The following is a 25,579-nucleotide window of genomic DNA, read 5'->3' on the forward strand; positions in this document are numbered from 1 at the left end:
ACCAAGGAGACCTGCAATGAAACTGACCTACCGCCTCGCCGCCCTTGCCGCGCTGATCGCAACGCCGCTGCCCGCGGTCGCCGCCACGATCGAAGCGGTGATGTACAAGAACCCACAATGCAGTTGCTGCGAGTCCTATGCCGCCTATCTTGAGCAGCACGGCTTCAAGGTCGATATCAAGCCGGTCAACAACCTGTCCCAGATCAGCAGCGATGCGGGCGTGCCGGCTGACCTCGAAGGCTGCCACACGCTGATGGTCGACGGCTATGTCGTCGACGGGCTGGTGCCGGTCGACATCGTCAAGAAACTGTTGACCGAACGGCCTGCCATCACCGGCATCACGCTGGCCGGCATGCCGACCGGTGCTCCTGGCATGGGTGGCGAGAAGGCTGGCCCCTTCATCGTCTACGCCTTCACCAAGGACGGTAAGGCGCCCACCGTCTATGCCACGGACTGAGGGCCCCGCGATGATGACCAGCCTGTCCGATTGTCCTGCCAAAACGTGGCTTGCCATCGGGTCGTCGAACCGCAATCGGCGGGATGCATGATGACCAGCGGTAACGTCGTTCAATCCGATGTGGCCGCCGTCCGGCGCGCCAGGTGGCGACGGCTGATGGTCGTCCTGCCCGTGATGATTTTCGCGGGGCTCACCATCGTGCTTGCCTGGGGACTCACCCGCAATGCGTCAGACATTCCCTCGGCACTGATCGGCAGGCCGGTGCCCGAGTTCAGCCTGCCGCCGGTCCAGGGCCGCACGCTTGGCTTGTCGAGCGGTGACCTCCGAGGCGAGGTTTCGCTGGTCAACGTCTTTGCGTCATGGTGCCTGGCCTGCCGCGAGGAGCATCCCGTGTTCCTGCAGCTGGCGGCAGACAGCAAGGTGCCGCTGCATGGGCTCAACTACAAGGACAGGCCCGATGACGCCGCGAGATGGCTCGACACGATGGGCGATCCCTACACGCGTACTGGCGCGAACCTGAACGGCCATGTTGCCATCGACTGGGGTGTCTACGGCATACCGGAAACCTTCGTGGTGAGCGCCGACGGCCGCATTGCCTACAAGCACATCGGCGCCGTGACGCAAGATGCGCTCGACAAGACGATCCTGCCCCTGGTCGAGCGCCTGAGGGCCGAGGCCGAGGAGCGGCAACCATGAAGATGCTCGCTCTCGCCCTCCTCGGCGCCTTGCTCGCGGTGGCGCAGCCCGCAGCCGCCGTCGAACAGCCGCAGAACTTTGCCGTTCATGAGGCTCCCGTGCCGGTGCCGGAAATCCAATTCCAGGACGCGGACGGGCAGACCAAAACGCTCGCGGATTTCCGCGGCAAGGTCGTGCTGCTCAACATCTGGGCGACGTGGTGCGCGCCCTGCCGCAAGGAAATGCCGACGCTCGACCGGCTGCAGGCCAAACTCGGCGGGCCGGATTTCGAAGTCGTCGCGCTGTCGATGGATCGCGCTGGTCCGGACAAGGTGAAACAGTTCTTCACCGAGATCGGCGTCGAGCATCTCGCGCTCAACATCGACACATCGGGCAAGACGATGTTCACGCTCGGCGCCCTCGGCCTTCCCATGACATTGCTGATCGACCGCGACGGCAAGGAAATCGGCCGGCTGATCGGCCCGGCCGAATGGGATTCACCCGAAATGGTCGCGTTCATTCGCAGCCATTTTGCCGCCAACTGAGAAGGAACAGATAAATGAGCGCGACAGAACTCACCCAAACCAAGCCGGCCTCGCCCGGTCGCAATGCCCGCTCCACCGTCCGCAATTATCTGGCGGGTCGACGCGGCCCGATCGCCGCCGGCGCGGCCATTGCCGTCGCCGGCCTCGCCTTCAACTGGACCTGGCTGGTCGCCGCGGGGATTGCGCCTCTGCTTCTCGGCGTCTTGCCCTGCGTCGCCATGTGCGCGCTTGGCCTGTGCATGAGCCGGATGACCGGCCGCGCCTGCTCGACCGAAAATGTCGCCCCAAAAGCCGACGGGGACACCGATGGCGCCAAGGCAGTGCCCATCAATCTGAAAGGCAATGGTTGATGCTTGTCCGGTTCCAAGGCGAGCCGCGGGCTCTCTCGCCGGCTTTGGGGATGCGCTTGCTGCGCGGCCTGGTCGCTCTGACGGCGCTGATCTCCGGCTTTATCCACGGCGCGCAAGCGCACTCGCTGGATGAAGTCGACGCCATGCTTCAGGGCGACGAGAAGTATTTCCAGCCGATCGACAAGCCGGCGCCCGATTTCAACCTGCACACCGCCGACGGACGCGTCATGCGAATGGCCGAACTGCGCGGCAAGGTCGTCGTCTTGCACTTCATCTACACGTCGTGCCCGGATGTGTGCCCTCTACATGCCGAGAAGATCGCCGAGGTCCAGGCGATGGTGAACGCCACGCCGATGAAGGACCAGGTCACCTTTGTGACCATCACCACCGACCCGACGCGGGACACACCGGACGTCATGCGCGACTACGGACCAGCGCACGGGCTCGATCCCGTGAACTGGCTGTCCCTGACCACCACCCAAGGTCAACCGGAGGACACGACCCGCAAGCTGGCCGAAGCCTTCGGTCACAAGTTTACCCTGACGGATGACGGTTATCAGATGCACGGCACCGTGACCCATGTGATCGACAAGGAGGGCCGCTGGCGGGCGAATTTCCACGGCCTGAATTTCGCGCCGGTCAGTCTCGTCACCTTGGTCAATGCGCTCACCAACAATGTCGAGCGTCCGCACGATGAACCGGAAGAAGGCTGGCTGGCAAAACTGAAAAACCTCTTTTGACGCACCGGCGGCATGCCGACACCACAAGGAGAGATGCACATGATCAGCAAGACGAAACAGGCAAATCGACACAATGGCTGGTTTGTCCGCGCCATTCTGCTTGCCGGCGTGACAGGATGGTTCCTGCTCGGCTTCCAGGGCGATCAGCGATCAGCGATCGCGGCCGGCGAAACGTCTCAGGACCAGTTCGACCAGCGCATCCACGACTATATCCTCGCGCATCCCGAAGTGATCATGGAGGCGCTGCAGAGCCTGGATGCCCGCCAGCGCGAGGCCGCTGCAAAAGATGCGAAAGCCGCGCTGGCGGCCAAGGCCGACGAGATTTTCCGGGACCCGGCCAGCCCGGTCGGCGGCAACGCCAGCGGAGATGTCACCATGGCCGAATTCTTCGACTACAACTGCCCCTATTGCCGCCAGGTGGCGCCGATCATGGCGCAAGCCGTAGCCGACGACCCGCAACTCAGGATCGTCTACAAGGAATTCCCCATCCTCGGCCCGGATTCCATGTTCGCGGCCAAAGCGGCGCTCGCCGCTCAGATGCAGGGCAAATACGCGGAGTTCCACAAGGCCTTGTACGACGCTAAGAGCCGGGTGACCGAGACGATCGTGCTTAGGATTGCTGCCGAGGTCGGCCTCGACATACCCCGCCTGAAGGCCGACATGCAGCTTCCGGATATCCAGGCGGCCATAGACAAGAATGCACAATTGGCTCAGGCGCTGGGAATCACCGGAACGCCGGGCTTCGTCGTTGGCGAGCAGATTTTCCCCGGCGCCACCGACCTTGCGACGATAAAGAAACTGATCGAGCAGGCGCGAGCTCTTCAGAAATGAGGTCTCTATCCGAAACCTGGAAAAGCTGATCGATGCCCGAAATCTCCAACATCGGCGTGCTGAGCGCCTTCACGGCGGGCGTCCTCTCCTTCCTGTCGCCTTGCGTGCTGCCGCTGGTGCCCGGCTATGTCTCCTATATCGCCGGCCGGACGCCGATGGCGGCGCCGGTCGATGGCAGGACCACGCTCCGGCTGCCGGCGATCGGCCTCAGCCTTTGTTTCGTGCTCGGCTTCTCGACCGTGTTCATCGTGCTGGGCGCCAGTGCCTCGGCGCTTGGCCGAATGCTGATCGGCTATCGCTATGAACTCAATCTCGTCGGCGGCGCGATCGTCATCCTGTTCGGACTGTTCCTGACCGGTCTCGTTCGGCCGTCCTGGATGATGCGCGAAGCGAGGTTTCATGCCGACATCCCCGGCGGCAAGGCGGCGTCGGCTTATGTTCTCGGTCTTGCCTTCGCCTTCGGCTGGACACCGTGCATAGGCCCGATCCTCGGCGCCATCCTGACCGTCGGCGCCGCGTCGGCGACCGTTGCCGAAGGCGTGGCGCTGCTCGCCATCTATTCGCTCGGCCTCGGCCTTCCCTTCCTGCTTGCCGCGCTGTTCACCGACAGTCTGACGCAGCGGCTGAAGGCGATGCGCCAGGCGGGCCGGCTGCTGCAACCGGCGGCCGGCGCAATCATGGTGATCATGGGGCTCGCCATGATCACGGGACAGATGTCGACATTCTCGTTTTGGCTGCTCGAGCAGTTTCCCATTTTCACGCGCATCGGCTGAAGGCCGGGAAAGGAATTCGCCATGATACGGACAATGTGCCCAAACAGACGAATGGTTGTTGTAGGCGGCGTTCTTGGCGCCGCTACGGTTGTCGGCTTCCTCAAAGGTTCGAATTCGGCATTCGCCGCGGAGGACCCCGGCCTGGCGAGCCGTTTCCAGGATCTCAGCCAAAATGGCAACAGCACCTGCTCGGCCAAGTTCACGGAGTCGATCGCGACCATGCCGAGCATCTCGCGGATCAAGGGCTCGTGTTGCAGCCCGATGGAACTGAAGCGCTATGTCGAGCAGGTGAACGGCCTGACCAAATACCTCGACATCGCGATGATTCCACAGGACCCCTACGACATCCCGGCGGCGACCGCGCAGAAGACGATGCTTTACTACGATGTGAAACTCACCAGCGCCGAACAGCAGGCCTACGACTATGCCATGGCAAATTCCGAGGAGAAGGGACCATGCTGCTGCCAATGCTGGCGTTGGAAAGTGTATGGCGGACTGGCGAAGTTCCTGGTTCACGAGCACGGTTTCACCGGCAAGCAGATCGTAGAGGTCTGGGACCTGTCGGATGGCTGCGGGAGCGGAGGGTGAGCCTGATTACTACGAAGCGTGGGTACAACCCGAATCCTGTGATGTACCAAGTGAGATACTCGGATGCGGCGTCATCGGTTGATGAACACGCAGTTCCTTTCTCTTTTGACCAGAGCCGAAGAAGCCGCAAATTTCGTTAACCCTGCTGACGGACAATGCTGCTACTGCTATCAGCAACTCGCGACATAACGCGGCCGGACCGGAACTGGATCCTAGGGACGATATTACGGTGCTGCAGAAACTGTTCAGATTCTTGACCTTGTCCACGCTTGCCATGTTCATGTCAGGATGCGTTTCGACTGCTCTTGACGTCGCGGACAAGGCAAACCAGCCAATCAATGCAAGCCTCGTCAGCGATATGGGCAGGCGGAAAATGACACCGGCCGATCCGATTCTGATCCGGATCTTCAAGGATGAGAGTGAGCTGGAGATCTGGAAACGCAATCGCTCGGGGCGGTATGCGCTCTTGAAGACGTTTCCCATGTGCCGCTGGTCCGGCAAACTCGGACCCAAAACCAGGAATGGCGACCGGCAGGCGCCAGAGGGATTTTATCAGGTGTCCGCGGGCATGATGAATCCGAATTCGCAATATTATCTCTCCTTCAATCTCGGTTACCCGAACAAGCTGGAAAGTGCCTTTGGCTACAGCGGCGAAGCGTTGATGGTCCATGGCGCTTGCTCATCATCGGGTTGCTTCGCGCTCACGGATGCCGGCGTTGCGGAAATCTATTCGGTCGTCCGGGAAGCCATAAGAGGCGGCCAATCGTCGTTTCAGGTACAGGCTTTTCCGTTCCGAATGACCCCGGAAAATATGGCGAAGAACCGAAATAGTCCCAATTTTGATTTCTGGAAAAATCTCAAGCAGGGTTATGACAATTTTGAAGTCACAGGCCGTCCGCCGAAGATCTCCTACTGCGGAGGACGCTATGTTTTTGACGCCGAGTTTGAAGGTGGCGATCCACGCGATCCGCTCGCTTCATGTCCCCCGGTGCTGAATTCGGAAAATGGTGCTGTGGCCGCTCGAGACGATGCCGATGCACGCAAGACGGAAGCGCTTGTCGCCTCCGGCGCAACTATCGAAGCTCATGCCTATTCAGATGGAGGCATGCACCCAAGCTTCCGGAAACTTCTACAAAGCCGCGGCGCAGCGGCCCTTGCCAAGAAAACGTCGTTGGACGAAGTGCCGATTAGCCGGCCGGAGGCCGCCTTGGCGGACCCGCATAGTCCGAGCGAATGATCGTCAACGGCACCAAAGTCGACCCGATGCGTGTCCGCCTACCGGTTGGCAAGGTGCTGAAGGGCGATGACCTAGTCGCCTTCCACCGCGAACGTGAGCGCATCGACGACCTGCTCAAGCAGGAAGACAATGATTCGCTGAAGGTCGCGAGCGCCAAGGGCGAAGACCGCGGAACAATTTGCTAAACTGTTCCCAAGTGATGAAACGTCGCCTCAGGGATGCTAAGTTTCTTGCCGTGTAGAGGAATGCCAAATGAACGGCAAATCAATATTTGCAGTCGCATCAGCGGCGCAGCTCGTCGCCGTCTCGATGGCGAGCCAAGCAAACGCGCATCCACATGTTTTTTGCCGAAGCCCGCCTCCGTATCACACTGTCTGACGATCAATCGTCTGTCCGCTCACTGCAGCATTTATGGCGTTTCGACGAGATATTTTCCAGCACAGTAATGATGGAGTTCGACAAGAATCTGGACCTCCTGCTCGATCAATCGGAGATGAAACTCGTATCCGAAACAGTCTATGCATCGCTCGCGGATTATAACTATTTTCAGATCGTGACTGTTGATGGCAAAGACATCGTGACTGTTGATGGCAAAGACATTGTGATGGATTCCCCACCTTCACTCACGACAATGTTCGAGAATGACCAGTTGATCATCTCGTTCGAATCGAAGCCCAAAGGCCCCCTGATGCTCGTTGGAAGAATCGATTTTGGGGTCTACGATCCGAGCTTCTATACTGCCATCGATTTTCTGACTGATGACAACCTAATAGTCGATCAATTGCCTGCGGCATGCACTCGCGCCGTCATCCGACCTAACGCCGACGAAGCCATATCGCAGAACCAGAAGACCCTTACAGATGCGTTTTTCAACGATCCAGCTGGCACCGATATGAGCAAGATATTTGCGACGAAACTCGAACTATCCTGTGGCGCCAAGGGTTAGAGGCTACGTTAGGCTCACGATTGCAGTTGTGGTGGGTGCAGCGCGCGACAGGGCCGAGCGCAAAGCGGTTTTAATCGAGCCGAACGCTGTCCGCCTCGTCAGTCGCATGCGTGATGGCAGTCGAAGCGAAACTTGGCGATGGCCGCGGGTCGCCTCTGCATCACGGTCGGAAGGCGTGAGATCATCGCTTCAGTCAGAGTGACCTTGGTGGGTCATGCCTTTCGCATAGCCTCGCAACTGATTATAGCGGGCGATCTGGTCGGGGTTAAGAACCTCGATCATTGCCAGATGGTAGCGTAGATGTGCTGCCCGCAGCACGCCTTGCGCAGCACCAATCCGCGTGGCCGCCGCACCCAGCGATGCCGGGGTCACTGTCCTGTCAGCGAACAGCCGGTCCAACGCGATCTCTTCGCCGAGAAGTCGTTCGCCGAGCGGTATGGTCTCTGTTTTCATGGCGTCGAGCAGGGCCTTCGTCCTCGTGCTCTGGTCGTTGCTCAGATGAAGCGCGTCAGCGAGTTCGAGCACGTGCGAAGGGCCTGGATAGCCATTGAGTTCGGCCGCACGCGCGAGGCCCATGCCGCGGACAGCCTTGAGATCGGCGATATCCTGATCCGACAGCGCCTTCACCACGCGCCGATCCATTCCTGCATAGGGCGAGGCGTTTGTCGTCGAGGATCCCGCAGAATGGCCGGGCATTGCCACGCTACCCTGCTGTTGTGCTGCCACAGCTCCGCCAGCGGTAAACACCAGAGCAAGCCACAGCGTAACCTGAAACATCCTCGTCACTCCCTCGTTCTTGTTGATCCGCCACTCTTGCCAGCGATGGTCTGATCCGAACATGATCGCGATCATGTCGAACTCCCTGACTGCCGAATTGTCGAAACTGGCTGAGCGCGAGCAAAAACTCGTTGCGGACGACGTGCTGTTTCGCGTTGGCGACCCCATCCTTTCGCTGTTTTTGGTCGCCTCGGGAGAACTTCGGCTCACCCGTTCGCTGCCGCACGGGTTCGAACTCACGTTGCAGCGTGCCGGCGCAGGTGCCGTCCTCGCCGAGGCGTCACTGTTCGCCGAAAATTATCACTGCGAGGCCGTCGCCACGGAAGCTTCCGTGCTGCGGGTCGTGCCGCGCCGGCAGTTGCAGGCGGCTCTGACGTCCGACTCCGACCTGGCGAGAGCTTTGATACGCCATTTGGCGCAGGAAGTGCAGCGGACGCGGACAGTCGCCGAGATATTGTCGTTGAAAACTGTGGCGCAACGGATCGAAGCCTGGATTGTCCTCAATGACGGGATCTTACCGCCCAAGGGTCACTGGCGCGGGTTGGCTTCGGAAATCGGGATCACCCCAGAGGCGCTCTACCGCGAACTCGCCAAGCGGAGATCATCTCCCCTCGCCGGCTCGGATTAGTCGTCGAGCCGGCATGGCAGCGATTGGCAGGCTATTCGATGGCATGAAAAAGTATACCTTCGCCCGGCGCACTATGCCTAATGCAACGAAGGAAACCGCTCAGCCGTCAGGCCGGCAGTCCTGTAGGTCAGCAATCCGAACCATTCATGCGCAGCGAGATCGGTCGCAGCCAAGCCGACGGCGATCGAACCGGTCGGGTGCTTGAGATCCGCTGGGCCACGCGTTCGATAATCGACTGGATAGGGGGTAACATTAAATCCCGCGGCGCGAAAACATCCTACCGCCCTGGGCATGTGACTGGCTGACGTGACCAGAAGCCAGCGCTCGCCTGGCTTCGGTTGGACCGAGGCGGCGCTTTCGGTGCCGTTCTCGCAGGTATTTCGCGATCGTTCTTCCATGTCGATCCGCTGCGGCACAACTCCCAACGACACGAGAATGTCACGAGCAACCTGGGATTCGGTCAGGTTGCCGGCGCCGTCGATGTGGCCTAATCCCCCGGACAGAAAAATCCTTGCATCGGGATAGCGCCTGCTGAGATCGACGGTCGCGGTCAGCCGTTCTCCCGCCTCATTCATCGCTAAGGTGCCGCGGTCGCCGCTGATATGGGTATCGACGGCTCCGCCAAGCAGTACGATGCCGGTGACCGGCCCGTCGATGACCGGTTGGGGGAAGCGGTTCTCAAGCACTATCAACGCAGCCGGTCCCAGAGGGCTCCAACCGCAGATGGCCAGCAATAGAACCGACATTATGATGCATACTCGCCCCAGGCGGGACCTGCCAACGAGCATGGCAAGAATGCCGATCAGACCGAGGAGCGCGACAAGATTGGAAGGGAGCAGGAAAAACTCGATGAGCTTGGAGATGACGAAAAACATCACGCCCTCGCGCGCGCATTTGACAACCGGCGGGCCTCAGAGGTGAGAGAGAATCCTCGCCTGCGCTGGCATTTCGGCATTCGTCTGCTGCATTGGCTGACCGTGATCGCGCTCGCGGCGCAAATCGCCATTGCCTTCGGACCGATGAACGGGCCGGGGATGGCGACGATGAACTGGCTTCCGCTCCACATGTCGATCGGCGTGACGATCCTTGCCATCATTGTCCTCAGGCTTTGCTGGCGCATCTTCACCCAGCCCCCTGTCAGGCCCACCACACGGTCCGTGCGGTTTGCGACTGCCTTCTTCCACGTGTCTCTCTACGTCATGATCCTTGCCGTCCTGATAACGGGATGGCTGGGCTATCGGCCAAAGCCTTTCATGCCTGCCGCACGGCTTTTCGGAAACTTGCCCGTGCCGTTGGCACCATCTGTCGGCGCGCTGTCGGCAAGAGCTTTCGCGTTCGTCCATGAAAAGCTGGTCTGGATATTGCTTGGATTTGTCGGCGTTCACGTATTGGCTGCGCTTGTGCATTTCCTGGTGCTTCGCGATGGTGTCATGCGCACCATGTTCTTTGGGCGGCCGGACATCGCTTCGCGCGAAGAGCAAGCGCAGCTTGCGGTCGGCGATGAAGCCGGCTGCTCACGCGATCGCCCATAATCCTCCCGCAATGATCACCGCGTACCGGGCCGCTTTGCCCAATGCGACGAGAGCAACGAACACGCCGAGGTTCACGCGGGCCGCGCCTGCCGCAATGGTGAAGGCGTCTCCGACAACCGGCAGCCAGGCGAACAGCAGTGTCCATTCGCCAAAGCGTCGAAACGTCCGGCTTGCCTGCTCATAGTGCTCAGGCGTTACGGGGAACCAGCGCCTGGTCCGGAGCGAGTCGATGCCTCGCCCCAGAATCCAGTTCACCACCGAGCCGAGCGTGTTGCCGATCGTGGCAACCGTGAAGAGTAGCGCCGGCTCGCCACGGCCCGTGGCGATCAAGCCCGCGAGCACCACCTCCGATGACACCGGCAGAACCGTTGCGGCTAGGAACGCGCTGATGAACAGACCGCCATAGATTGCCAGTGCTGCCACGTCGAACGCCGGCCTATGCCTGCACGTCGACAATGCCCATCATGCCAAGCTGCTCGTGCTCGAGGATGTGGCAGTGGTACATCCGTGGCCCCGGACGGTCCTGACGCAGCAGGAGCCGCACTGTCTCGCCGCGCGCGACGTTGACGGTGTCCTTCCAGGCCAAGTAGGCCGGTTTCGAGACCTGGCCGTCGCGTTCGTTCTCGACCACCTGAAACTGCGTCCCATGCACATGGAATGGATGATCCATGTCGGCCTTGTTGATGACCTCCCAAAGCTCGACCTCGCCTGCCTTGGCGACGATATCGACGCGGTTCATATCGAAGGCGGCGCCGTTGATCAGGAACCCCATCTCCATGCCGTTGGCGTTCATGGCCATGGTCTCGGTGAAGACGAAGCGCCGGCTGACGGCGGGGGCGCTGAGTTGCGCTATCGGCCGAAGCTTGTCCGGTAGCGGCGGAACCGACTCCGCCGGCGTCTCGGAAACATTGACTGTCAGCAGTGTCAGGCCTGCATCGGGAGGCCGGCCCGCGCCCATCCAGCCGCGATCGTAATCGAGCGTGTACAGCGTAGCTGGGCCGGGCTTGTCAAAAGACACAATCAGTTCAAGGCGTTCCGCGGGACTGAGAAGGATCTCGTCGGCTGCGATCGGTGCTTCCAACAGGCCGCCGTCCGTTCCGATAACTGTCATTGGCGCTTCAAATGACAGTCGAAGGAAACGTGCGTTTGTCGCGTTATAGAGCCGGAAGCGCCGCTTCGTGCCAAAGGGAGCCGCTAGCCGAGGATTCTTCTGTCCGTTGACGAGCACATGATCGCCGACGCGCCCATTCATCAGGTCGACCATAGTATTGTCCGGCATGGTGCCATCGGCAGCAAGGCGTAGGTCAGTGAACACCAGCACGGTGTCGCCATAGGCGGCCGGGATCGGATCGGCCTTCGGCTTGACCACGAACGCCCCGGCAAGGCCGCGATAGACCTGCTCGGCCGTCTTGCCGTGCGGATGCGGATGATACCAATATGAACCCGCGCTGCCTTCTGGCAGTTCGAAGCTATAGGTGCGCTCAGTGCCCGTTGCGACGGGGTCCATCGGATTGCCGTCCTGGTCAGCCGGAACGGGCATGCCATGCCAATGGATGGTGCTCGTCTCTTCAGGAATTCGGTTGGCGAATGTGATCTCGACGCGGTCGCCCTCGGTCGCTTCGATCAATGGCCCGGGGCTGGTGCCGTTATAGCCGAGGATCGGCGTATCCAGTCCTTCCGCAAAACGCACCGTGGCGGACTCGGCCGTCAGCTTCGCCTTGAACAGGCCGGGGGTGCCGGCTTCGTTGGCGAGGCGGGGCAAGTCGCGAAGTGCTTCTCCTTCAGGCAGCACGGCCGCGCCTTGCGGCCCTGCGGACATATCGTGACCAGCGTGACCGCCCATATCCATGCCGGGCATGTCATCCATCTTCATTTGAGCGATGGCGCGCGGGCTCGCAAAAACCGTCACAAGACCTGCCGCCAGAAAAGCGCGTCGATGCATCTGCTATCTCCTAGTGGATTGATTCCAACGTTTGGTGCCCGCGCCTGACGGCGGCGATGATTTTGTGTGGGTCGGCTCTCCAGACGAACGGTCGGGATTGCTGATTGTGCTCGGTGATGAAGCGATTGATGGCGGCCTGGAGATCGACGACGGAGTAGAAGACACCGTGCTTCAGCCGGCGGCGTGTGAGCTTGGCGAAGAAGCCCTCGACAGCATTGAGCCATGAGCAGGATGTCGGCACAAAATGGAAGGTCCAGCGCGAATGCCTGGCCAGCCAAGCGCGTACTTTGGGCTGCTTGTGAGTGGCATAGTTGTCGAGGATCACATGGACGGCCTTGTCGGGCGGAAGTTCAGCCTCGACGGCGTTGAGGAAGCGGATGAACTCCTGATGGCGATGGCGCTGCATATTACGGCCGATCACCGAGCCATCGAGGACGTTGAGCGCGGCGAACAGGGTCGTCGTGCCGTTGCGCTTGTAGTCGTGCGTCATTGTCGCCCCGCGACCGCGCTTCAGCGGCAACCCCGGCTGAGTGCGGTCGAGCGCCTGGATTTGGCTCTTTTCGTCGACCGACAGCACGATGGCATGAGCGGGGGGCGAGACGTAGAGCCCGACCACATCGTGAAGCTTCTCGGCAAACGCCTTGTCGTTGGACAGCTTGAAGCTGCGCCAGCGGTGAGGCGCAAGGCCATGGTCGTGCCAGATCTTCACCACCGAAGACGCCGCGATGCCGACCGCCTTCGCCATCGCGCGGACCGTCCAGTGCGTCGCCTCGTGGTCTGGCGGATCGAGTGTCAGCGCCACGACCCTGTCGACCAGCACAGACTGAAGCGGTGCAATGCCCGGTGGCCGCGTCTTGTCGCGCAGCAGGCCGTCGACGCCTTCGTTCATGAAGCGCTCCTGCCAGCGCCACACGCAGGTCTTCGACTTGGCTGTCATCGTCATGATCGCGGCGGTCCCCAGGCCATCACCGCTCAACAGAATGATCCGCGCTCGCCAGACATGCTTCTGAGGCGAACTCCGTGCTGCGACGATCCCTTCAAGCCGAATTCTGTCCGAAGCCGTGATGTCGATGCTGATACCAGTGCGCATCCCGCAATGTCGCATGCCGAAGCGATCCGGGGAATCCCAAAAAGGACTCTTCTGTCCCGATCAATCCACTAGGTCAAAGACTGGCGCGCGTCGGCGCGCGATATGATTCAGCGCGCGGTATGATTCAGAAAGCCTGCCGTTGCCTGGCGATCTCGCCGCCTAGCTTCGGGCGCTTGGACGACTTGGCTGGTCCGGCCTCTTGACCGCTGGAAAGGTTCTCGATGATCGGGCAGTGCGGCCGACCATCCCCCTGGCAGTGCTCCGCCAGATGTCGCAGCGTTTTTGACATATCGCGGAGTTCGCGCATTTTCCGCTCGAGTTCTGCGACATGTTCCATCGCAATCCGCTTGACATCGGCGCTCGCCCGCGAGCGATCGCTCCATAGAGCCAGCAGATCGGTCATCTGGTCGACCGAAAAGCCAAGATCACGCGCACGGCGGATGAAGCGGAGCGTATGAACGTCATCGCCAGAATAGACCCGGTAGCCTGCGTCGGTTCGGGCAACGTTCGAGATGAGTCCGATCGACTCATAGTAGCGGATCATCTTGGCCGAGACGCCTGATTCCGCGGCAGCTTCACCTATGTTCATGATCGCATCCTGCAGGTTGGCAGTCCCGGCGAAATCACATCCGGAACTTAGGGCAAAAGGTATCGGCATCAAATCTGTCATACGACTTGAACGGAGAATTGATCGGCCTGCGTCCCGTCGTCGATCGGTGCCCGGAAGCGCCTGAGGCGCAAGGCATTGGTCAGAACGAAGACGCTGGACAGCGCCATGGCACCAGCCGCCAGCATCGGCGACAGAAGCGTGCCGCTCAGCGGATAGAGCACGCCAGCGGCCACGGGGATGAGCGCGATGTTGTAGGCGAAGGCCCAGAACAGGTTCTGGCCGATGTTGCGGATTGTCGCCTTGGAGAGGGCGATCGCGTTTGCCACGCCGCGCAGATCGCCCGACATCAGGACGACGTCGGCGCTCTCGATGGCGATATCCGTGCCGGTGCCGATCGCTATGCCGACATCCGCCGCTGCCAGCGCCGGCGCATCGTTGATGCCGTCGCCGACAAAGGCAACACGAGCCCCATGTGCGGCAAGCCGCCTCACGGCCTCGACCTTGCCGTCGGGCAGCACCTCGGCGACGATTTCGTCGATGCCGATCCGCCGCCCGATCGCCTCAGCCGTGCGCCGGTTGTCGCCGGTCACCATAGCCACTTTGAGACCGAGCGCATGCAGGGCTGCGATGGCCGCCGGCGTCGATGCCTTGATCGGATCGGCGACCGCGACGATTGCAGCAAGCCTGCCATCGATGGCCGCATAAAGCGGGGTCTTGCCCTCGTCGGCGAGGCGCGCTGACGCCAAAGCAAAGGTTGAAATGTCCAGGCCAAGCTGAATCATCAAGCGATCGGCGCCGATCTCGATCTTGCGTCCTTCGACGACAGCACTCACCCCAAAGCCGGGAATGGCCTCGAAGTTCTCGATATCGGTTGGCACGAGGCCGCGCCGTTCGGCCGCCCGCACAATCGCCTCGGCGACGGGATGCTCGGAGCGAACCTCCACCGAGCAGACGAGCCAGAGTACGTCGGCTTCGACAAATCCGTCTGTCACGATGAAATCGGTCAATTCGGGCCGACCCTCGGTGAGCGTTCCGGTCTTGTCGAGAGCAATGACCGTAGCATCCCGCAGTGTCTGCAGAGCCTCGCCCTTGCGGAAAAGCACGCCCAGTTCGGCCGCCCGCCCCGTACCGACCATGATCGAGGTTGGCGTGGCGAGGCCCATGGCGCACGGGCAGGCGATGATCAGCACGGCAACGGCGTTGACCAGCGCGAAGGACAACGCAGGCTCCGGTCCCATCACAAGCCAGGCCCCGAAGGTGAGCAAGGCGGCCGCGATAACAGCCGGCACGAACCACGCAGTCACCTTATCGACGAGCGCCTGGATCGGCAGCTTCGAGCCTTGAGCCGATTCAACCATGCGGATGATCTGGGCGAGCAGCGTTGCCGAACCGACCTTGGTAGCACGAAAGGAAAAACTGCCGGTCTTGTTGATCGTGCCGCCGACCACTTCCGCGCCAACACCCTTGGCGACAGGGAGCGGTTCGCCGGTCATCATGGATTCATCGACGAAGGACGAGCCCTCGACGATCTCGCCGTCTACCGCCATCTTTTCGCCCGGGCGGACCACCACCACGTCACCGACCCGCACCTCAGCCAGCTGCACCTCGACCGTAACGCCGTTCCTGACGAGGCGCGCCGTCTTGGGCTGCAATCCGACGAGTTTCTTGATCGCCTCGCTGGTCCGGCCCTTGGCCCGTGCTTCGAGATAGCGACCGAGCAGGATCAGCGTCACGATCACGGCCGCGGCTTCGTAATAGACGTTGCCAGTGCCTGCCGGCAGGACATCGGGAATAAAGGTCGCGACAAGCGAATAGGCCCAGGCGGCACCCGAGCCAAGCGCGACCAGCGCGTTCATGTCTGGTGCGCCCTTGAGCAATGCCGGCAATCCCTTCCGGAAGAAGCGAAGGCCGGGTCCGAAGAGAACTATCGTTGTGAGCACGAATTGCAGGCGCCAGTTCCACTCACCGAGCGTCATCATCACCCAATGATGGAACGCAGGCACGAGATGGGAGCCCATTTCGAGCGTAAAGACCGGCAGCGTCAGAAGCGCCGCGAGCACAAGCAAACGGCCGAGCGAGCGGATCTCGACCTCGCGGGCATCGCGCTCGCGGTCTCCGCCGGCATCCGGCAGGATCTGGCGCGCTTCGTAGCCGGCTGCCGCCACCGCTCCCTCAAGCGTGGCGGCCTCGACAGTGCCCGCGACGATGCGGATGGTGGCGCGCTCGGTTGCCAGATTGACGCTGGCATCGGTCACACCCGGTACGGCTTTCAGAGCCTTTTCGATGCGTGCGACGCAGGAGGCGCAGGTCATCCCTGCGAGCGCAAGCTCAATCGTATCCGCGCGTGTCTCGTAGCCAACGGCCGACACTGCCGCGATAACGGGAGCAATGTCCGGCTTGCCGGCAAAGATCACCTCGGCACGTTCGGTCGCCAGATTGACCGATGTCCCAACGACACCTGGCGCGGAGGCGATTGCCTTTTCGACGCGTCGCACGCACGAGGCACACGTCATGCCCTCGATGCCAATCTGAATTGTGGAACCAGGAACCGAAACGGGTCCGTTTGGCGTGTGCGGGGTAACGGCGTTCATGGGATTGCAACTCCATTCTGAGTGGTTGCCACATCATATAAAGGTTCCCATGATAGGAAGGTCAAGGGGCAAATTTCAATCAGCACTCCAACGCAACCGCGACGATTACATCGACGAAAAAATAGACCCTTGACCTTCCAACGATGGGAAGCCCCATAACGTATCTATCAGCGAAAAAAGGAGAGCTGCCATGTTGAAATTGAAAGTTCCGGATATGAGCTGCGGCCATTGTGCCAGCACGATCGAAAAAGCCGTAAAAAGTGTTGATCCTGCAGCAAGGGTGATAGTCGACCTAGGCGCATCGACGGTCGCCGTGGAAACCAAGGCGAACGACGCCACTATCCGCGACGTCATCAAGTCTGCCGGCTACCGACAACGAGAAATTGGCGGCCTGAAGGATATCATGCGCGGTCGGCGCGGATCATAAACGCGCAGGCCGCGTTCATTTGCATTGAGGCTTGGTACGCTGGGCCGTCTGATAGAATGCGGCGAGAAACCAAGGGCAGACCCTCATGCTCATCCAACCAATCGATTACTTTCTCGTTGCCTGGTTCGCGATTGCGGCCGCCTCGACGCTGTACGTAGGCTTCGATCAGTACCGCAACAACCCCGAACCGGTGGTGATGAAATGGGGTTTTATCCTGGTGACCCTCTACATGGGTCCGCTTGGATTGCTGCTCTATGTGCTTGCCGACAAGGAACCCCGCCCGGGCGAGCACGAGGACTTCACCAGACCGCTGTGGAAGCAGGGCGTCGGCTCAACGATCCACTGCGTTGCCGGGGATGCGACAGGCATCATTCTCGCCGCCGTCATTACGGCGACGCTAGGCCTGCCGATGTGGCTCGATCTCATCGTCGACTATGTCGCCGGCTTCGCCTTCGGACTGTTCATATTCCAGTCGCTGTTCATGAAATCGATGATGGGCGGCACCTATTGGGAAAACGTCCGCAAAAGCTTCCTGCCAGAGTTCATCTCCATGAATTTCATGATGGCCGGCATGGCCCCGGTCATGAGCTTTCTGATGATGGGCCGCGACATGCGCGCGATGGAGCCGACGGAGCTTTTGTTCTGGGGCGTGATGTCGATCGGCGTCATTGCCGGCTTTACGCTCGCCTACCCTGCCAATGTCTGGCTGGTGGCCCGCAAGCTGAAGCATGGGCTGATGACGCAACGCCCGCAGGCCGTTGAACCCGATCAGGAGACAAAGCACGCGCATGGCGGGGCATCCGACATGGCGAAAGAAGGCCATGCCGGAGATACCGGGAAGACCGCGCCTGCGAAAGCTCCGGCGAGAGCGAAGGCACCGGCACAGGCGAAGACTTCTCATGCCGCGCAGGCGATGCCCGCCCACCCCGCGCAACAAGGAGGCCATTCATCTCACGCGAGCCAAGGGAGCGGCGGCCACCGAATGGAGACGGACGCCACGACGCCTCAGATTGCTGCGCTCAGTGTGGTTTCCCTGATTGCGCTGGCGATCGGCATGATGGCGCCGGCGAACTGGCTGAACCTGACGCTGTCGGCCCGCGATGTCGGCGGAGCCATTATGCCGCCCGGCATGATCATGGATCGCGACACGCCGGGCGCTGCCATGCGCGATATGGCGGCGGTCGATCCGAGGTTGATGAGTTTCAAGGCTGATCCCGCGGCACAGGGAGGCGCGGTCCTCGAACCGCGAATCGAGAATGGCGTGAAGGTATTCGATCTCGAGGCTTCGGTTATCCGCTGGTCGATTCTGCCTGGAGTGACGGTCGAGGCCTTTGCCTACAACAAGCAGGTTCCCGGTCCGACGCTGCGCGTTACCCAGGGCGATCGCGTTCGCATCAACGTCACCAACCGGCTGCCCGAAAGCTCGACCGTGCACTGGCATGGCCTCGATGTGCCCAATGCGATGGATGGCCCGGCCCACGTCACAGAAGCCTATCGAGCCCGGCGAAACTTTTTCCTACGAATACACCGTTGAACAGTCCGGCACATATTTCTATCACACCCACGATCATGCCGACCGTCAGCAGGCGCTCGGCCTCTATGGCGCGCTGATCATCGGCCCGAAGAATCCGGCCGACGCAATCACCGCCGACCTGGAATATACCGTTCAGCTCCAGGAATGGCTGAAACGGGAAGGGCTGACCTTTCCGTCCATGCCGATGGACGGCGGCTTCCCCAATTTCTTCACCATCAACGGCAAGTCTTATCCGGCGACGGAGACGATCAACATGAAGGTGGGTCAGTTGCTCAAGATCCGTTTCGTGGGGTCCAACACCACCGCCATCCATCCGATGCATATTCACGGCGGGCCGTTCGAGGTGGCCGCCATCGACGGCGCGGCGCTGCCCCAAAACGCTCGGTATACGGCCGACACCGTCAATGTCGGGCCTGGGCAGAGGTTCGACGTCCTGTGGCGAGCGCTTCGGCCTGGCAAGTGGCTGCTGCATTGCCACATCCCGCATCACACGACGAACAACAATGTTGAGGAGAAGGGCGGCGGCGGGCTGACGATGATCATCGATGTTAACTAGCGGCGGCCGAGGTTTTTGATCGATGCCCCCAATCTCTGGTGTTTCTTCCGACGCAGCCCAACTGCTCGATTGTCTGATTGGTGGAGGAGGACCGGCCGGTTTGACGGCGGCCATATACCTTGCTTGATTCCATCTCTCGGTCCTGGTCGCCGATAGTGGTGAGAGCCGGGCTGACCTGATTCCGCTCACCCATAACCTTGCAGGTTTTCCCGATGGAATCGCGGGGTCCGAGCTTGGCGCGCGCGTGCGGGAACAAGGAAGGCTCTACGGTGTACGCCAATGGGCTGGAAAGGTCGTTTCATTGATGGGAGGGCTTGGCATATTTGTAGCCCATGCAATGGAAGGGATGTTTCAAGCACGCACCGTGCTGATGGCAACGGGCGTCTTCAACCGGAGACCGAGCATGCCTGCCAATATCCACGATGAGGCTCTGTCGCGCGGACTGTTGCGTTATTGTCCAATTTGCGATGGCTATGAGGTGACCGATAGCGCCGTCGCGGTGATAGGAACCGGCGAACACGGATCCGACAGCTCAAGGGGTAATCGACCTCGGATCAGTGACGGTCACGGCGGAGACCAAGGCGGACGAAACCGCAATCTGCGATGTCATCAGGTCAGCCGGTTACGACAACGAAAAATTGGCTGCCTGAGCATATCGCGCACGGCCGGCGCGGATCACAAACGCTCCTGCCAAGCCAGAATCGAGGGGGACAATGAAGCAGGCGCGCATTGCCACCCTCTTGTTCGCCGTACAAGTCCAGCGTTTGGGTCATCCGCGTCGATATACATGTCGCCTACCAAGGTTGGGCGGCCTCACCAGAAGCGTCTGCGACCAAGCGAGCCTTAGGCCCTGCGCGTTCACCCCGCGCAGCACGACAGCTTGGCCACGTCCTTGTCGAACGACAGCGCCGCGAGCTTCAGGCCTTCGACAGTGGTGAGATACGGAAAGATCGTATCGGCGAGGTCGTCGACGGTGAGTCCCTGCTTTATCGCGAGCGTCGCGGTCTGGATGCTGTCGGCGCCTTCGGGCGCGAGGACATGTGCGCCGAGCAAGCGGCCGCTGCCTGCATCGGCGATGAGCTTGATGAGCCCGCGGGTGTCGCGAGCGGCGCGCGCGCGCGGCACCTGGTTAAGACCGATCGTCGAGACGCGCACGGCATGTCCGGCCGCGCGCGCCGCTGCCTCGGTCAACCCGACGCTCGCCACCTGCGGATCGGTGAACACGATGGCCGGCATGGCGCTGTTGTCGTAGCGCAGGCTGTCGCCGTTGAGGGCGTTCCTGGCGGCGAGCTTGGCGCCGTAGGCGGCCATATAGACGAACTGGTCGCGGCCCGTGACGTCGCCGGCGGCATAGATGCCGGCTTCCGTCGTACGCATGCGGTCGTCGACGACGATGCCGCCCTTCGGCGAGACGGCGATGCCGCGCTCTGTGAGCCCAAGGCCTTCGATGTTGGGCGTGCGCCCTGTGGTGATCAGCACCTGATTGGCGCCAATCGTCGTCTCCTGGCCGCCGTACGCAACGATCAGTGAAACACCGTTCTCGGTCTTGCGGATCGCACGGTAGGCGATGCCGGATACCACGGTGATGCCTTCGTCCTCGAAATAGCCCGTGAGTGCCGCGCCGATCTCGGGCTCGGCCTCCGGGAGCAGGCGGGACCGACAGACGAGCGTCACCTTGACGCCGGCGCGGGCGAACATCTGAGCAAGCTCCGCCCCTATATAACCGCCGCCGAGCACGAGCAGCGAGCGTGGCAGCTTCTCAAGATCAAGCGCCGTCGTGCTCGTCAGGTACGGCACGGCCTCGATGCCCGGGATGGCGGGGACCGCCGGCCGCGCCCCGGTCGCGATGATGACCCTGCCGGCGGGAATGCGCGTGCCGCCCACCTCGACGCCACCCTCTACCAGGCGCGCCGGCCCTTCGCCATAGGCGATGCCGTTGTAGGCGGGGAGCAGGTCAATGTACTTGGCCTTGCGCAGTTCGGAAACGAGCGCGTCCTTCTGACGAACGGTCCCCCGCCAGTCGGTCAGTTCGGCCTCGGCCGAGATGCCGGCGAAACGGGCTGCCACGCGGGCATTGTGGAGCGTCTCGGCGGCGCGGATCAAGGTCTTCGACGGCACGCAGCCGATATTGACGCAGGTGCCGCCGATGGTGCCGCTGCCGATGAGGGCCACCTGCGCGCCTTGACCGGCGGCCGTGATCGCGGCCGAGAAGCCGGCCGAGCCGGCGCCGATCACGGCAAGGTCGTAGGAACCATTGTTGCGGCCATTCGCGCCAAGGCGCCGGTGTGTCACGGGCCTGTCCGGCGATGCCGTATCGCCTGAGGATTGGCGCTCGCCTCGTGTCTCGGCCGCGTTGTCGCCTTGGCCTGCGATTGCGTCGATGCCGGCGAGGCTTGGCCCGAAGATCGCCCGACCTGCCTCCAGAGCCTCCTCGATCGACAGCCGGAATCCCGGTTCGTGGGATTGATGCTCCCGACGCCAGGCGGCGAGGTGATCGTCCGAACAGAAGAATGACGTTGCCGCGCATAGCGAGTTCGCGGCGCACGCGCCTTCGTAACGGACGCTGAGCCATACGACGGCCGTCACCGGCGCAACGTCGGCCAGAGCCCGGCCTCGATCTCGGGTGGTGATCCGTATCGGCGCGCCACAGTGGCGGCAGTGCGATGCGATCGCGACGTCGTGGCCGCTCATGGCGCCGATGCCGAGCGCGTCGACCGCGCACATGGCATTGAGTGAACGTCCGTCCAGTGTGACCCGGTGACCCGTGTCGCGGTCGGTGAAGGGATAGGCGCCGACGATCCTGTCGCCGTCGAGCACGACGAGGTCACGCCGGCGGAGTTCTTGGAGGAGCGGCTGGATGGCTGTCTCGCTCGTCGCCGTGCGCTCCGCAAGCGCACCGTGGGTCGGGGCTCGTCCGTGTTCGGCGTAGAGCCGGAGCAACGCAACGCGAACGCGGTCCGTCGCGGGGTCGTAGCCGCTCCAGCGGTTGAGCACATGGTTGGACCCGACCATGGCCAGCAGGGCGTCTTTGACCGCGGGCGACGAAACCACCGACCAGTCCGGAAACGTCACGCTCGACCGCACGGCAAAGCTCGGCTGTGTCTCGGCGGAGGCGGCCGTCACCTTATCGCGAGACGAGGAGGATGCGCAGCAGTCGTTCATGGCTTCATGCCTTCATTCAGAATCTTCGTGTTGGAACAGGTCACCTTTGCACGGCGATGATGGAGGACAACACCGAGGCCGGCCCACGGCAGGGTCGCGGCAAGGAGTGGCGCCGCGCAGCAGATCGGAGCGAGGATGACGCCCACCGTGTCGCCGGGGACCAGGCTGCTGTCATTCATATCAGCTGCCCTGCTGCCTCGGGTGGGCCGGATAGCCGGCATTCATGCTCGCCGCCGCGATGGCGCCGGGGTTCGTCTTCGCGTCGTCGAAGGTCACGGTCGCGGTCTTCGCCTCGAATGAGACGGCTACGTCGGTGACGCCCGGCACCGCCGCCATCGAGGTCTTCACGATGTAGGGGCAGGAGGCGCAGGTCATGTTGTCGACGGCAAAGATGACGGTGCGCTCGGCGGCAAAGGCGGCCGGCGACGTCATCACCGAGGTAATCAAAGCGAGAGCGCTCAAATACGTGCTCATGGAATGAATCTCCTCTTTGCTCAGGCGCGGAGCAACAGCGGCGCGATATAGTCGAAGGCGAAGGCAGCCGCGACGAGGACCGTTGCGATCCAGAGCGCGGTCTGCACGAGGCGGCTGGGGACCGGGCGTGCACAGGCAGCGTCGTCGGCGCAGCCCCGCCGTGGCTTCCAGTAGACGAGATAGAAGCCATAGCCGAGAACGCCCGTCGTCCCGGCGACGAAGAGCGGCTTGTAGGGCGCGAGCGCCGTCAGATTGCCGATCCAGGCGCCGCCGATGCCGAGGCTGAACAGGACGAATGGGATGATGCAGCAGGAGGAGGCGGCAAGCGCGCCGAGAATGCCGCCGACGGCGACCAGGCGCTGCCGTCCGACCTCGCCTTGCTCCGACGCGAGTACGGGTCGCGAAATATCCATGTCCGGCCTCGCTTTCCTTGCCGAAATCCTATGCAGGCCGTAACATAGGGTCTGTAGCAACTACAGGGTCAAGAGGTAATTTCGCGATGGGCGATCACGCCGTGGTGAAGGGCCTGCAGCGGGCCGAGTTGGCCCGGCGGACGGGCTGCAATCTGGAGACGGTGCGCTATTACGAAAAGGTCGGCCTTCTGCCGGAACCGCCGCGCACGACGAGTGGCTATCGCAGCTACGACACCGCGCACGAGCGGCGCCTGCGCTTTGTGCTGCGGGCGCGCGAACTCGGCTTCTCCCTGGATGAAATCCGTGAGCTTTTGCGTCTCGCCGACGAGCGCGACCAGCCGTGCTCCGAGGCTCGCACGGTCGCCGCCACTCACCTTGACGACGTGCGGGCGAAAATCGCCGATTTGAAACGCATGGAGCGGGTGTTGAAGGACGTGGTCGCGCAATGCGCCGACGGCACGCTGCCAGAATGCCCGCTGATCGAGACTCTGTTCCGGGAGGGTCCGGTCAACTGATTGCACCAAGGACTACTCGAAATCACGCACTTGGCAAGAACGAAGAGTGGATATGATCTCCTCGCGATTAAGCATTACCCGCCAGGCTGTTTGCCACCTCCAATATTGGTCCCGCCCCACGCTTGTAGGCGGAGCAACATGCAGGGGATAGCGTAAATTTTGCGCGCACCGGATGTCATGTCACGGCTGTTTCCGGCCATGTCTTGTGGCGTGCGATGTGCGGTCGCGGTGCCTGCCGAAAGCGTTGCCAAGAAGGCTCCTGCCGGTGAGGTGCCGGCCGACGAAATACCTGACCTTGAATATGGCGAGAACAAGAAAAATCCCAATCGTCACGTACCAGATCGGGTTCGCCGCGGAGATTCCATCGAGACCGTTGCGAAATATCGAGACGGCAGCGCCGGCGTGCAGGATCACCAGCGCGGTCACGGCCAGCACCGTTGTGGCCATCGGAATGGTCCGCCTCCACCCATGGCCGGTGACTTTGCCAATCTCATTCGGGCCGATCTTGTTGAGATCGAATCCGGTGAACTCTTCGACCTGTATGCTGGCCTCGCCGACCTCTGAACCACCGAGCATCGCTTTCATGGCGCTGACCATCTCCGGCAGCCCGGAAATGTAATAGACGGGAAGCAGCGGGTCATCGACATATCTGCCAAGCATGGAATGGGTTATGCGCCCGGTTTCGCCTATCCATGAACGGGCCGACTTTTCTGCTTCGGTCATCGTCGCAATCAGTTTGAAGGACGGGTTCTGCTCCGCGAGCTTTTGCAACTCCTCCAGGTACGCGGCGTCCCCCGGCCGCCGGTTCGAGTAGAACAAAAATAGTCTGTGCGGCAGCTTTGTCTCCACTGCGTCTTTTATCATTGAGAAGGCCGGGACGATGCCGATGCCGCCAACGAGAAAGACGGCAGGCCGTGAAGGATCGTCGTGTAGCGCAAACGCCCCGTGCGGAACATCCAGCAGCATTTGTACGAGAACTTTGGTTCCGATCTGCATGCGTCCCAGAACCCGCTTGAATGCCGTGTCGCGCATCCGCATGGCGATCACCAGGTCGGGCTCCTGCGGCGTGCTGGCGAGCGAGAAAAACCGACTATCGCCCTCTCTGTCCGTCTCGGGAGGGTTGATGAGCGTCATCCGCACATGCTGGCCAGCCTTGAAATGAAAGCCGTCCGGTCTCTCAAAAGCGAAGGCCCAGGTGCCTTCCGCTATTTGTCTTTTGCCTTTCAGCGACACTTCAAATGATGCCGTCTTCATTGAAGCTCCTGAGCTGCCGTGCATTCGACGATAGCGCTCGTGGTCCATGCGGGTCTTCCTCATCAGTTCAGCGCCAAGCCTTCCGGCCTCACCTTGAGCCCGAGCCTTCAGCAAAGCGGGCATGAACACAACAGATTTGCCCCTAAATCCGTCTGCCAGTAAGCTGGACATGGTGTCCAAAAACAGACAATGTATCCGGAATTTTGTCAACGAACACACAGGCCGAAATGTCCAGTATTGGGCGATCCGGTCGATATGACCGTGAATGGTGATGCAGATGACAGAAAGATCGATAGACCGCCGCGTCGCCCGCACCAGGGGGATGCTGCAACACGCCTTGATCTCCTTGATCCTGAAAAAGGGCTACGAGGCGATCACGATTGAGGACATCTGCGAGGCGGCCAATGTCGGTCGATCGACCTTCTACGCCCACTACACGAGCAAGGATGATCTGAAGAAGAGCGGCCTCGACGAGAACCTTCGCAGGCTGCTTGTCGATCGGCAGAAGGACGCCCTGGCGATGCCGGGAAACAGCAAGGACCGACACCTTGCCTTTAGCCTGCCCATGTTCGAACATGCCCGAGACCATCTCGACCTCTATCGGGCGCTGGCCGGCGGCCATGGCGGCGGCGTCAGCTTCGGCAGCATCCGCCAGATACTTTCCGATGTGGTGCGCGGCGAACTTTCCACAACCGTCGACAAGACTTCCGCGAACGCCGTCCCAGACGAATTCATCGTCCAGTACGTCGTTGGCGCCTACATGGCCGTATTGACCTGGTGGCTCGATCGGGGTGCGAAGCCGCCGCCTGTGCGGGTCGATGCGATGTTCAGGCGCTTGGCGACCGATGGAATCCTGCCGCTGCTTGCCGAAAGCAGCTCACACTCGCCAAATCTGCGGTTGTCGTGAACGGGCAGAACATGTGCGCGCCGCG

At 61.5% G+C, this 25,579-nt stretch carries 26 protein-coding genes and 3 pseudogenes; 17 read left to right on the top strand and 12 right to left on the bottom strand.

The features are described from left to right. Positions 1–16 precede the first annotated feature (16 nt). From ACFOJ9_RS25145 to ACFOJ9_RS25195, 11 genes and pseudogenes are all read left to right on the top strand, one after another. Entirely contained in the window at positions 17–457 is a 441-nt protein-coding gene (locus ACFOJ9_RS25145; protein WP_378982344.1) for a DUF411 domain-containing protein, read from the top strand. 90 nt (positions 458–547) lie between these two features. Next, on the top strand, positions 548–1,153 hold the full coding sequence (locus ACFOJ9_RS25150) for a DsbE family thiol:disulfide interchange protein (RefSeq protein WP_378982346.1): 606 nt from the start codon (positions 548–550) through the stop codon (positions 1,151–1,153). Continuing rightward, a complete protein-coding gene (locus tag ACFOJ9_RS25155) occupies positions 1,150–1,677 on the top strand; it encodes a TlpA family protein disulfide reductase (protein ID WP_378982348.1) in 528 nt (175 codons plus the stop codon). Before ACFOJ9_RS25150 ends, ACFOJ9_RS25155 begins: the two co-directional genes overlap by 4 nt. A 14-nt stretch (positions 1,678–1,691) precedes the next feature. Further along, positions 1,692–2,027 (top strand): hypothetical protein, encoded by a 336-nt coding sequence (locus tag ACFOJ9_RS25160; protein WP_378982350.1) that lies wholly within the window; start codon positions 1,692–1,694, stop codon positions 2,025–2,027. A 50-nt stretch (positions 2,028–2,077) separates the two neighbouring features. After that, positions 2,078–2,767 carry an SCO family protein gene (locus ACFOJ9_RS25165; RefSeq protein ID WP_378982352.1) on the top strand — a complete coding sequence of 230 codons (690 nt, stop codon included), beginning with the start codon at positions 2,078–2,080 and terminating at the stop codon, positions 2,765–2,767. Positions 2,768–2,806: 39 nt separating this feature from the next. Beyond that, positions 2,807–3,598, top strand: a complete 792-nt coding sequence (locus ACFOJ9_RS25170) for a DsbA family protein (protein WP_378982354.1) — start codon at positions 2,807–2,809, stop codon at positions 3,596–3,598. 32 nt (positions 3,599–3,630) lie between these two features. Then, a complete protein-coding gene (locus tag ACFOJ9_RS25175; RefSeq protein WP_378982356.1) occupies positions 3,631–4,371 on the top strand; it encodes a cytochrome c biogenesis CcdA family protein in 741 nt (246 codons plus the stop codon). A gap of 51 nt (positions 4,372–4,422) precedes the next feature. Continuing rightward, positions 4,423–4,959, top strand: coding sequence for a hypothetical protein (locus ACFOJ9_RS25180; protein ID WP_378982358.1), 537 nt, complete (start codon positions 4,423–4,425; stop codon positions 4,957–4,959). Positions 4,960–5,233: 274 nt separating this feature from the next. Beyond that, positions 5,234–6,196, top strand: a complete 963-nt coding sequence (locus ACFOJ9_RS25185) for a L,D-transpeptidase family protein (protein WP_378988036.1) — start codon at positions 5,234–5,236, stop codon at positions 6,194–6,196. Further along, positions 6,193–6,381, top strand: a pseudogene (locus tag ACFOJ9_RS25190) (hypothetical protein); the annotation flags it as partial. The gene ACFOJ9_RS25185 and the pseudogene ACFOJ9_RS25190, both read left to right, overlap by 4 nt. Positions 6,382–6,448: 67 nt before the next feature. After that, positions 6,449–7,142 (top strand): annotated as a pseudogene (locus tag ACFOJ9_RS25195) (DUF1007 family protein). A gap of 189 nt (positions 7,143–7,331) precedes the next feature. Here the strand turns inward: ACFOJ9_RS25195 and ACFOJ9_RS25200 are convergent. After that, positions 7,332–7,994, bottom strand: a complete 663-nt coding sequence (locus ACFOJ9_RS25200; RefSeq protein WP_378982360.1) for a Spy/CpxP family protein refolding chaperone — start codon at positions 7,992–7,994, stop codon at positions 7,332–7,334. On the opposite strand from ACFOJ9_RS25200, the gene ACFOJ9_RS25205 reads away from it, so the two are divergent. Further along, a complete protein-coding gene (locus ACFOJ9_RS25205; RefSeq protein WP_378982362.1) occupies positions 7,981–8,547 on the top strand; it encodes a Crp/Fnr family transcriptional regulator in 567 nt (188 codons plus the stop codon). The two genes, ACFOJ9_RS25200 and ACFOJ9_RS25205, sit on opposite strands and share 14 nt — an antisense overlap. Positions 8,548–8,624: 77 nt before the next feature. On the opposite strand, the gene ACFOJ9_RS25210 is transcribed toward ACFOJ9_RS25205, so the two are convergent. Further along, a complete protein-coding gene (locus tag ACFOJ9_RS25210) occupies positions 8,625–9,422 on the bottom strand; it encodes a YdcF family protein (RefSeq protein WP_378982364.1) in 798 nt (265 codons plus the stop codon). A 42-nt stretch (positions 9,423–9,464) separates the two neighbouring features. Between ACFOJ9_RS25210 and ACFOJ9_RS25215 the strand changes: the two genes are divergently transcribed. Continuing rightward, complete coding sequence (locus tag ACFOJ9_RS25215) at positions 9,465–10,079, top strand: cytochrome b (RefSeq protein ID WP_378982366.1); 615 nt, start codon at positions 9,465–9,467, stop codon at positions 10,077–10,079. Here the strand turns inward: ACFOJ9_RS25215 and ACFOJ9_RS25220 are convergent. From ACFOJ9_RS25220 to ACFOJ9_RS25240, 5 genes are all read right to left on the bottom strand, one after another. After that, entirely contained in the window at positions 10,062–10,502 is a 441-nt protein-coding gene (locus ACFOJ9_RS25220; RefSeq protein WP_378982368.1) for a YqaA family protein, read from the bottom strand. The genes ACFOJ9_RS25215 and ACFOJ9_RS25220 overlap by 18 nt on opposite strands. Before the next feature lie 13 nt (positions 10,503–10,515). Next, positions 10,516–12,021, bottom strand: coding sequence for a multicopper oxidase family protein (locus ACFOJ9_RS25225; protein WP_378982370.1), 1,506 nt, complete (start codon positions 12,019–12,021; stop codon positions 10,516–10,518). A 10-nt stretch (positions 12,022–12,031) separates the two neighbouring features. Further along, on the bottom strand, positions 12,032–13,111 hold the full coding sequence (locus ACFOJ9_RS25230; protein ID WP_378977646.1) for an IS630 family transposase: 1,080 nt from the start codon (positions 13,109–13,111) through the stop codon (positions 12,032–12,034). Positions 13,112–13,235: 124 nt separating this feature from the next. Beyond that, positions 13,236–13,700, bottom strand: coding sequence for a Cu(I)-responsive transcriptional regulator (gene cueR, locus ACFOJ9_RS25235; RefSeq protein ID WP_378982372.1), 465 nt, complete (start codon positions 13,698–13,700; stop codon positions 13,236–13,238). Positions 13,701–13,777: 77 nt separating this feature from the next. Then, positions 13,778–16,234 carry a heavy metal translocating P-type ATPase gene (locus tag ACFOJ9_RS25240; RefSeq protein WP_378988040.1) on the bottom strand — a complete coding sequence of 819 codons (2,457 nt, stop codon included), beginning with the start codon at positions 16,232–16,234 and terminating at the stop codon, positions 13,778–13,780. 268 nt (positions 16,235–16,502) lie between these two features. Here ACFOJ9_RS25240 and ACFOJ9_RS25245 point away from each other — a divergent pair, with 268 nt between their 5' ends. Further along, positions 16,503–16,739: a heavy-metal-associated domain-containing protein gene (locus ACFOJ9_RS25245; protein WP_378982374.1), complete on the top strand. Its 237-nt coding sequence runs from the start codon at positions 16,503–16,505 to the stop codon at positions 16,737–16,739. An 85-nt stretch (positions 16,740–16,824) separates the two neighbouring features. Further along, positions 16,825–18,829: pseudogene (locus tag ACFOJ9_RS25250) on the top strand (DUF4396 domain-containing protein). 858 nt (positions 18,830–19,687) lie between these two features. Here ACFOJ9_RS25250 and merBA read toward each other — a convergent pair. From merBA to ACFOJ9_RS25270, 4 genes are read right to left on the bottom strand one after another with little or no spacing between them, the layout of a single operon-like run. Then, a complete protein-coding gene (merBA, locus tag ACFOJ9_RS25255; protein ID WP_378982376.1) occupies positions 19,688–21,991 on the bottom strand; it encodes a bifunctional organomercurial lyase/mercury(II) reductase MerBA in 2,304 nt (767 codons plus the stop codon). Beyond that, positions 21,988–22,170, bottom strand: a complete 183-nt coding sequence (locus ACFOJ9_RS25260; protein ID WP_378982378.1) for a mercury transport protein — start codon at positions 22,168–22,170, stop codon at positions 21,988–21,990. Before ACFOJ9_RS25260 ends, merBA begins: the two co-directional genes overlap by 4 nt. Before the next feature lies 1 nt (position 22,171). Then, the gene (locus ACFOJ9_RS25265) at positions 22,172–22,465 is read right to left on the bottom strand and encodes a cation transporter (RefSeq protein WP_378982380.1); all 294 of its coding nucleotides are present in this window, start codon (positions 22,463–22,465) and stop codon (positions 22,172–22,174) included. A 20-nt stretch (positions 22,466–22,485) separates the two neighbouring features. Next, positions 22,486–22,878: a mercuric transporter MerT family protein gene (locus ACFOJ9_RS25270; protein WP_378982382.1), complete on the bottom strand. Its 393-nt coding sequence runs from the start codon at positions 22,876–22,878 to the stop codon at positions 22,486–22,488. An 86-nt stretch (positions 22,879–22,964) separates the two neighbouring features. On the opposite strand from ACFOJ9_RS25270, the gene ACFOJ9_RS25275 reads away from it, so the two are divergent. Next, positions 22,965–23,393, top strand: a complete 429-nt coding sequence (locus ACFOJ9_RS25275) for a MerR family transcriptional regulator (protein ID WP_378982384.1) — start codon at positions 22,965–22,967, stop codon at positions 23,391–23,393. A gap of 180 nt (positions 23,394–23,573) precedes the next feature. Here ACFOJ9_RS25275 and ACFOJ9_RS25280 read toward each other — a convergent pair whose 3' ends face one another. Further along, positions 23,574–24,695: a ferredoxin--NADP reductase gene (locus ACFOJ9_RS25280; protein WP_378982386.1), complete on the bottom strand. Its 1,122-nt coding sequence runs from the start codon at positions 24,693–24,695 to the stop codon at positions 23,574–23,576. A gap of 229 nt (positions 24,696–24,924) precedes the next feature. Between ACFOJ9_RS25280 and ACFOJ9_RS25285 the strand changes: the two genes are divergently transcribed. Next, positions 24,925–25,554: a TetR/AcrR family transcriptional regulator gene (locus ACFOJ9_RS25285; protein ID WP_378982388.1), complete on the top strand. Its 630-nt coding sequence runs from the start codon at positions 24,925–24,927 to the stop codon at positions 25,552–25,554. The last annotated feature ends 25 nt before the right edge of the window (positions 25,555–25,579 follow it).

The sequence above is a fragment of the Mesorhizobium cantuariense genome, from assembly GCF_042647205.1.
In the GTDB taxonomy this organism is placed as follows: Bacteria; Pseudomonadota; Alphaproteobacteria; order Rhizobiales; family Rhizobiaceae; genus Mesorhizobium; species Mesorhizobium cantuariense.

Coding starts and splice junctions, on each gene's coding strand:
- ACFOJ9_RS25145 (WP_378982344.1), top strand. CDS start 17: ATGAAACTGACCTACCGCCTCGCCGCCCTTGCCGCGCTGATCGCAACG.
- ACFOJ9_RS25150 (WP_378982346.1), top strand. CDS start 548: ATGACCAGCGGTAACGTCGTTCAATCCGATGTGGCCGCCGTCCGGCGC.
- ACFOJ9_RS25155 (WP_378982348.1), top strand. CDS start 1,150: ATGAAGATGCTCGCTCTCGCCCTCCTCGGCGCCTTGCTCGCGGTGGCG.
- ACFOJ9_RS25160 (WP_378982350.1), top strand. CDS start 1,692: ATGAGCGCGACAGAACTCACCCAAACCAAGCCGGCCTCGCCCGGTCGC.
- ACFOJ9_RS25165 (WP_378982352.1), top strand. CDS start 2,078: ATGCGCTTGCTGCGCGGCCTGGTCGCTCTGACGGCGCTGATCTCCGGC.
- ACFOJ9_RS25170 (WP_378982354.1), top strand. CDS start 2,807: ATGATCAGCAAGACGAAACAGGCAAATCGACACAATGGCTGGTTTGTC.
- ACFOJ9_RS25175 (WP_378982356.1), top strand. CDS start 3,631: ATGCCCGAAATCTCCAACATCGGCGTGCTGAGCGCCTTCACGGCGGGC.
- ACFOJ9_RS25180 (WP_378982358.1), top strand. CDS start 4,423: ATGGTTGTTGTAGGCGGCGTTCTTGGCGCCGCTACGGTTGTCGGCTTC.
- ACFOJ9_RS25185 (WP_378988036.1), top strand. CDS start 5,234: ATGTTCATGTCAGGATGCGTTTCGACTGCTCTTGACGTCGCGGACAAG.
- ACFOJ9_RS25205 (WP_378982362.1), top strand. CDS start 7,981: ATGATCGCGATCATGTCGAACTCCCTGACTGCCGAATTGTCGAAACTG.
- ACFOJ9_RS25200 (WP_378982360.1), bottom strand. CDS start 7,994: ATGATCGCGATCATGTTCGGATCAGACCATCGCTGGCAAGAGTGGCGG.
- ACFOJ9_RS25210 (WP_378982364.1), bottom strand. CDS start 9,422: ATGTTTTTCGTCATCTCCAAGCTCATCGAGTTTTTCCTGCTCCCTTCC.
- ACFOJ9_RS25225 (WP_378982370.1), bottom strand. CDS start 12,021: ATGCATCGACGCGCTTTTCTGGCGGCAGGTCTTGTGACGGTTTTTGCG.
- ACFOJ9_RS25230 (WP_378977646.1), bottom strand. CDS start 13,111: ATGCGCACTGGTATCAGCATCGACATCACGGCTTCGGACAGAATTCGG.
- cueR (WP_378982372.1), bottom strand. CDS start 13,700: ATGAACATAGGTGAAGCTGCCGCGGAATCAGGCGTCTCGGCCAAGATG.
- ACFOJ9_RS25240 (WP_378988040.1), bottom strand. CDS start 16,234: ATGACGTGTGCCTCGTGCGTGCGACGCGTCGAAAAGGCAATCGCCTCC.
- ACFOJ9_RS25245 (WP_378982374.1), top strand. CDS start 16,503: ATGTTGAAATTGAAAGTTCCGGATATGAGCTGCGGCCATTGTGCCAGC.
- merBA (WP_378982376.1), bottom strand. CDS start 21,991: ATGAACGACTGCTGCGCATCCTCCTCGTCTCGCGATAAGGTGACGGCC.
- ACFOJ9_RS25260 (WP_378982378.1), bottom strand. CDS start 22,170: ATGAATGACAGCAGCCTGGTCCCCGGCGACACGGTGGGCGTCATCCTC.
- ACFOJ9_RS25265 (WP_378982380.1), bottom strand. CDS start 22,465: ATGAGCACGTATTTGAGCGCTCTCGCTTTGATTACCTCGGTGATGACG.
- ACFOJ9_RS25270 (WP_378982382.1), bottom strand. CDS start 22,878: ATGGATATTTCGCGACCCGTACTCGCGTCGGAGCAAGGCGAGGTCGGA.
- ACFOJ9_RS25275 (WP_378982384.1), top strand. CDS start 22,965: ATGGGCGATCACGCCGTGGTGAAGGGCCTGCAGCGGGCCGAGTTGGCC.
- ACFOJ9_RS25280 (WP_378982386.1), bottom strand. CDS start 24,695: ATGGACCACGAGCGCTATCGTCGAATGCACGGCAGCTCAGGAGCTTCA.
- ACFOJ9_RS25285 (WP_378982388.1), top strand. CDS start 24,925: ATGACAGAAAGATCGATAGACCGCCGCGTCGCCCGCACCAGGGGGATG.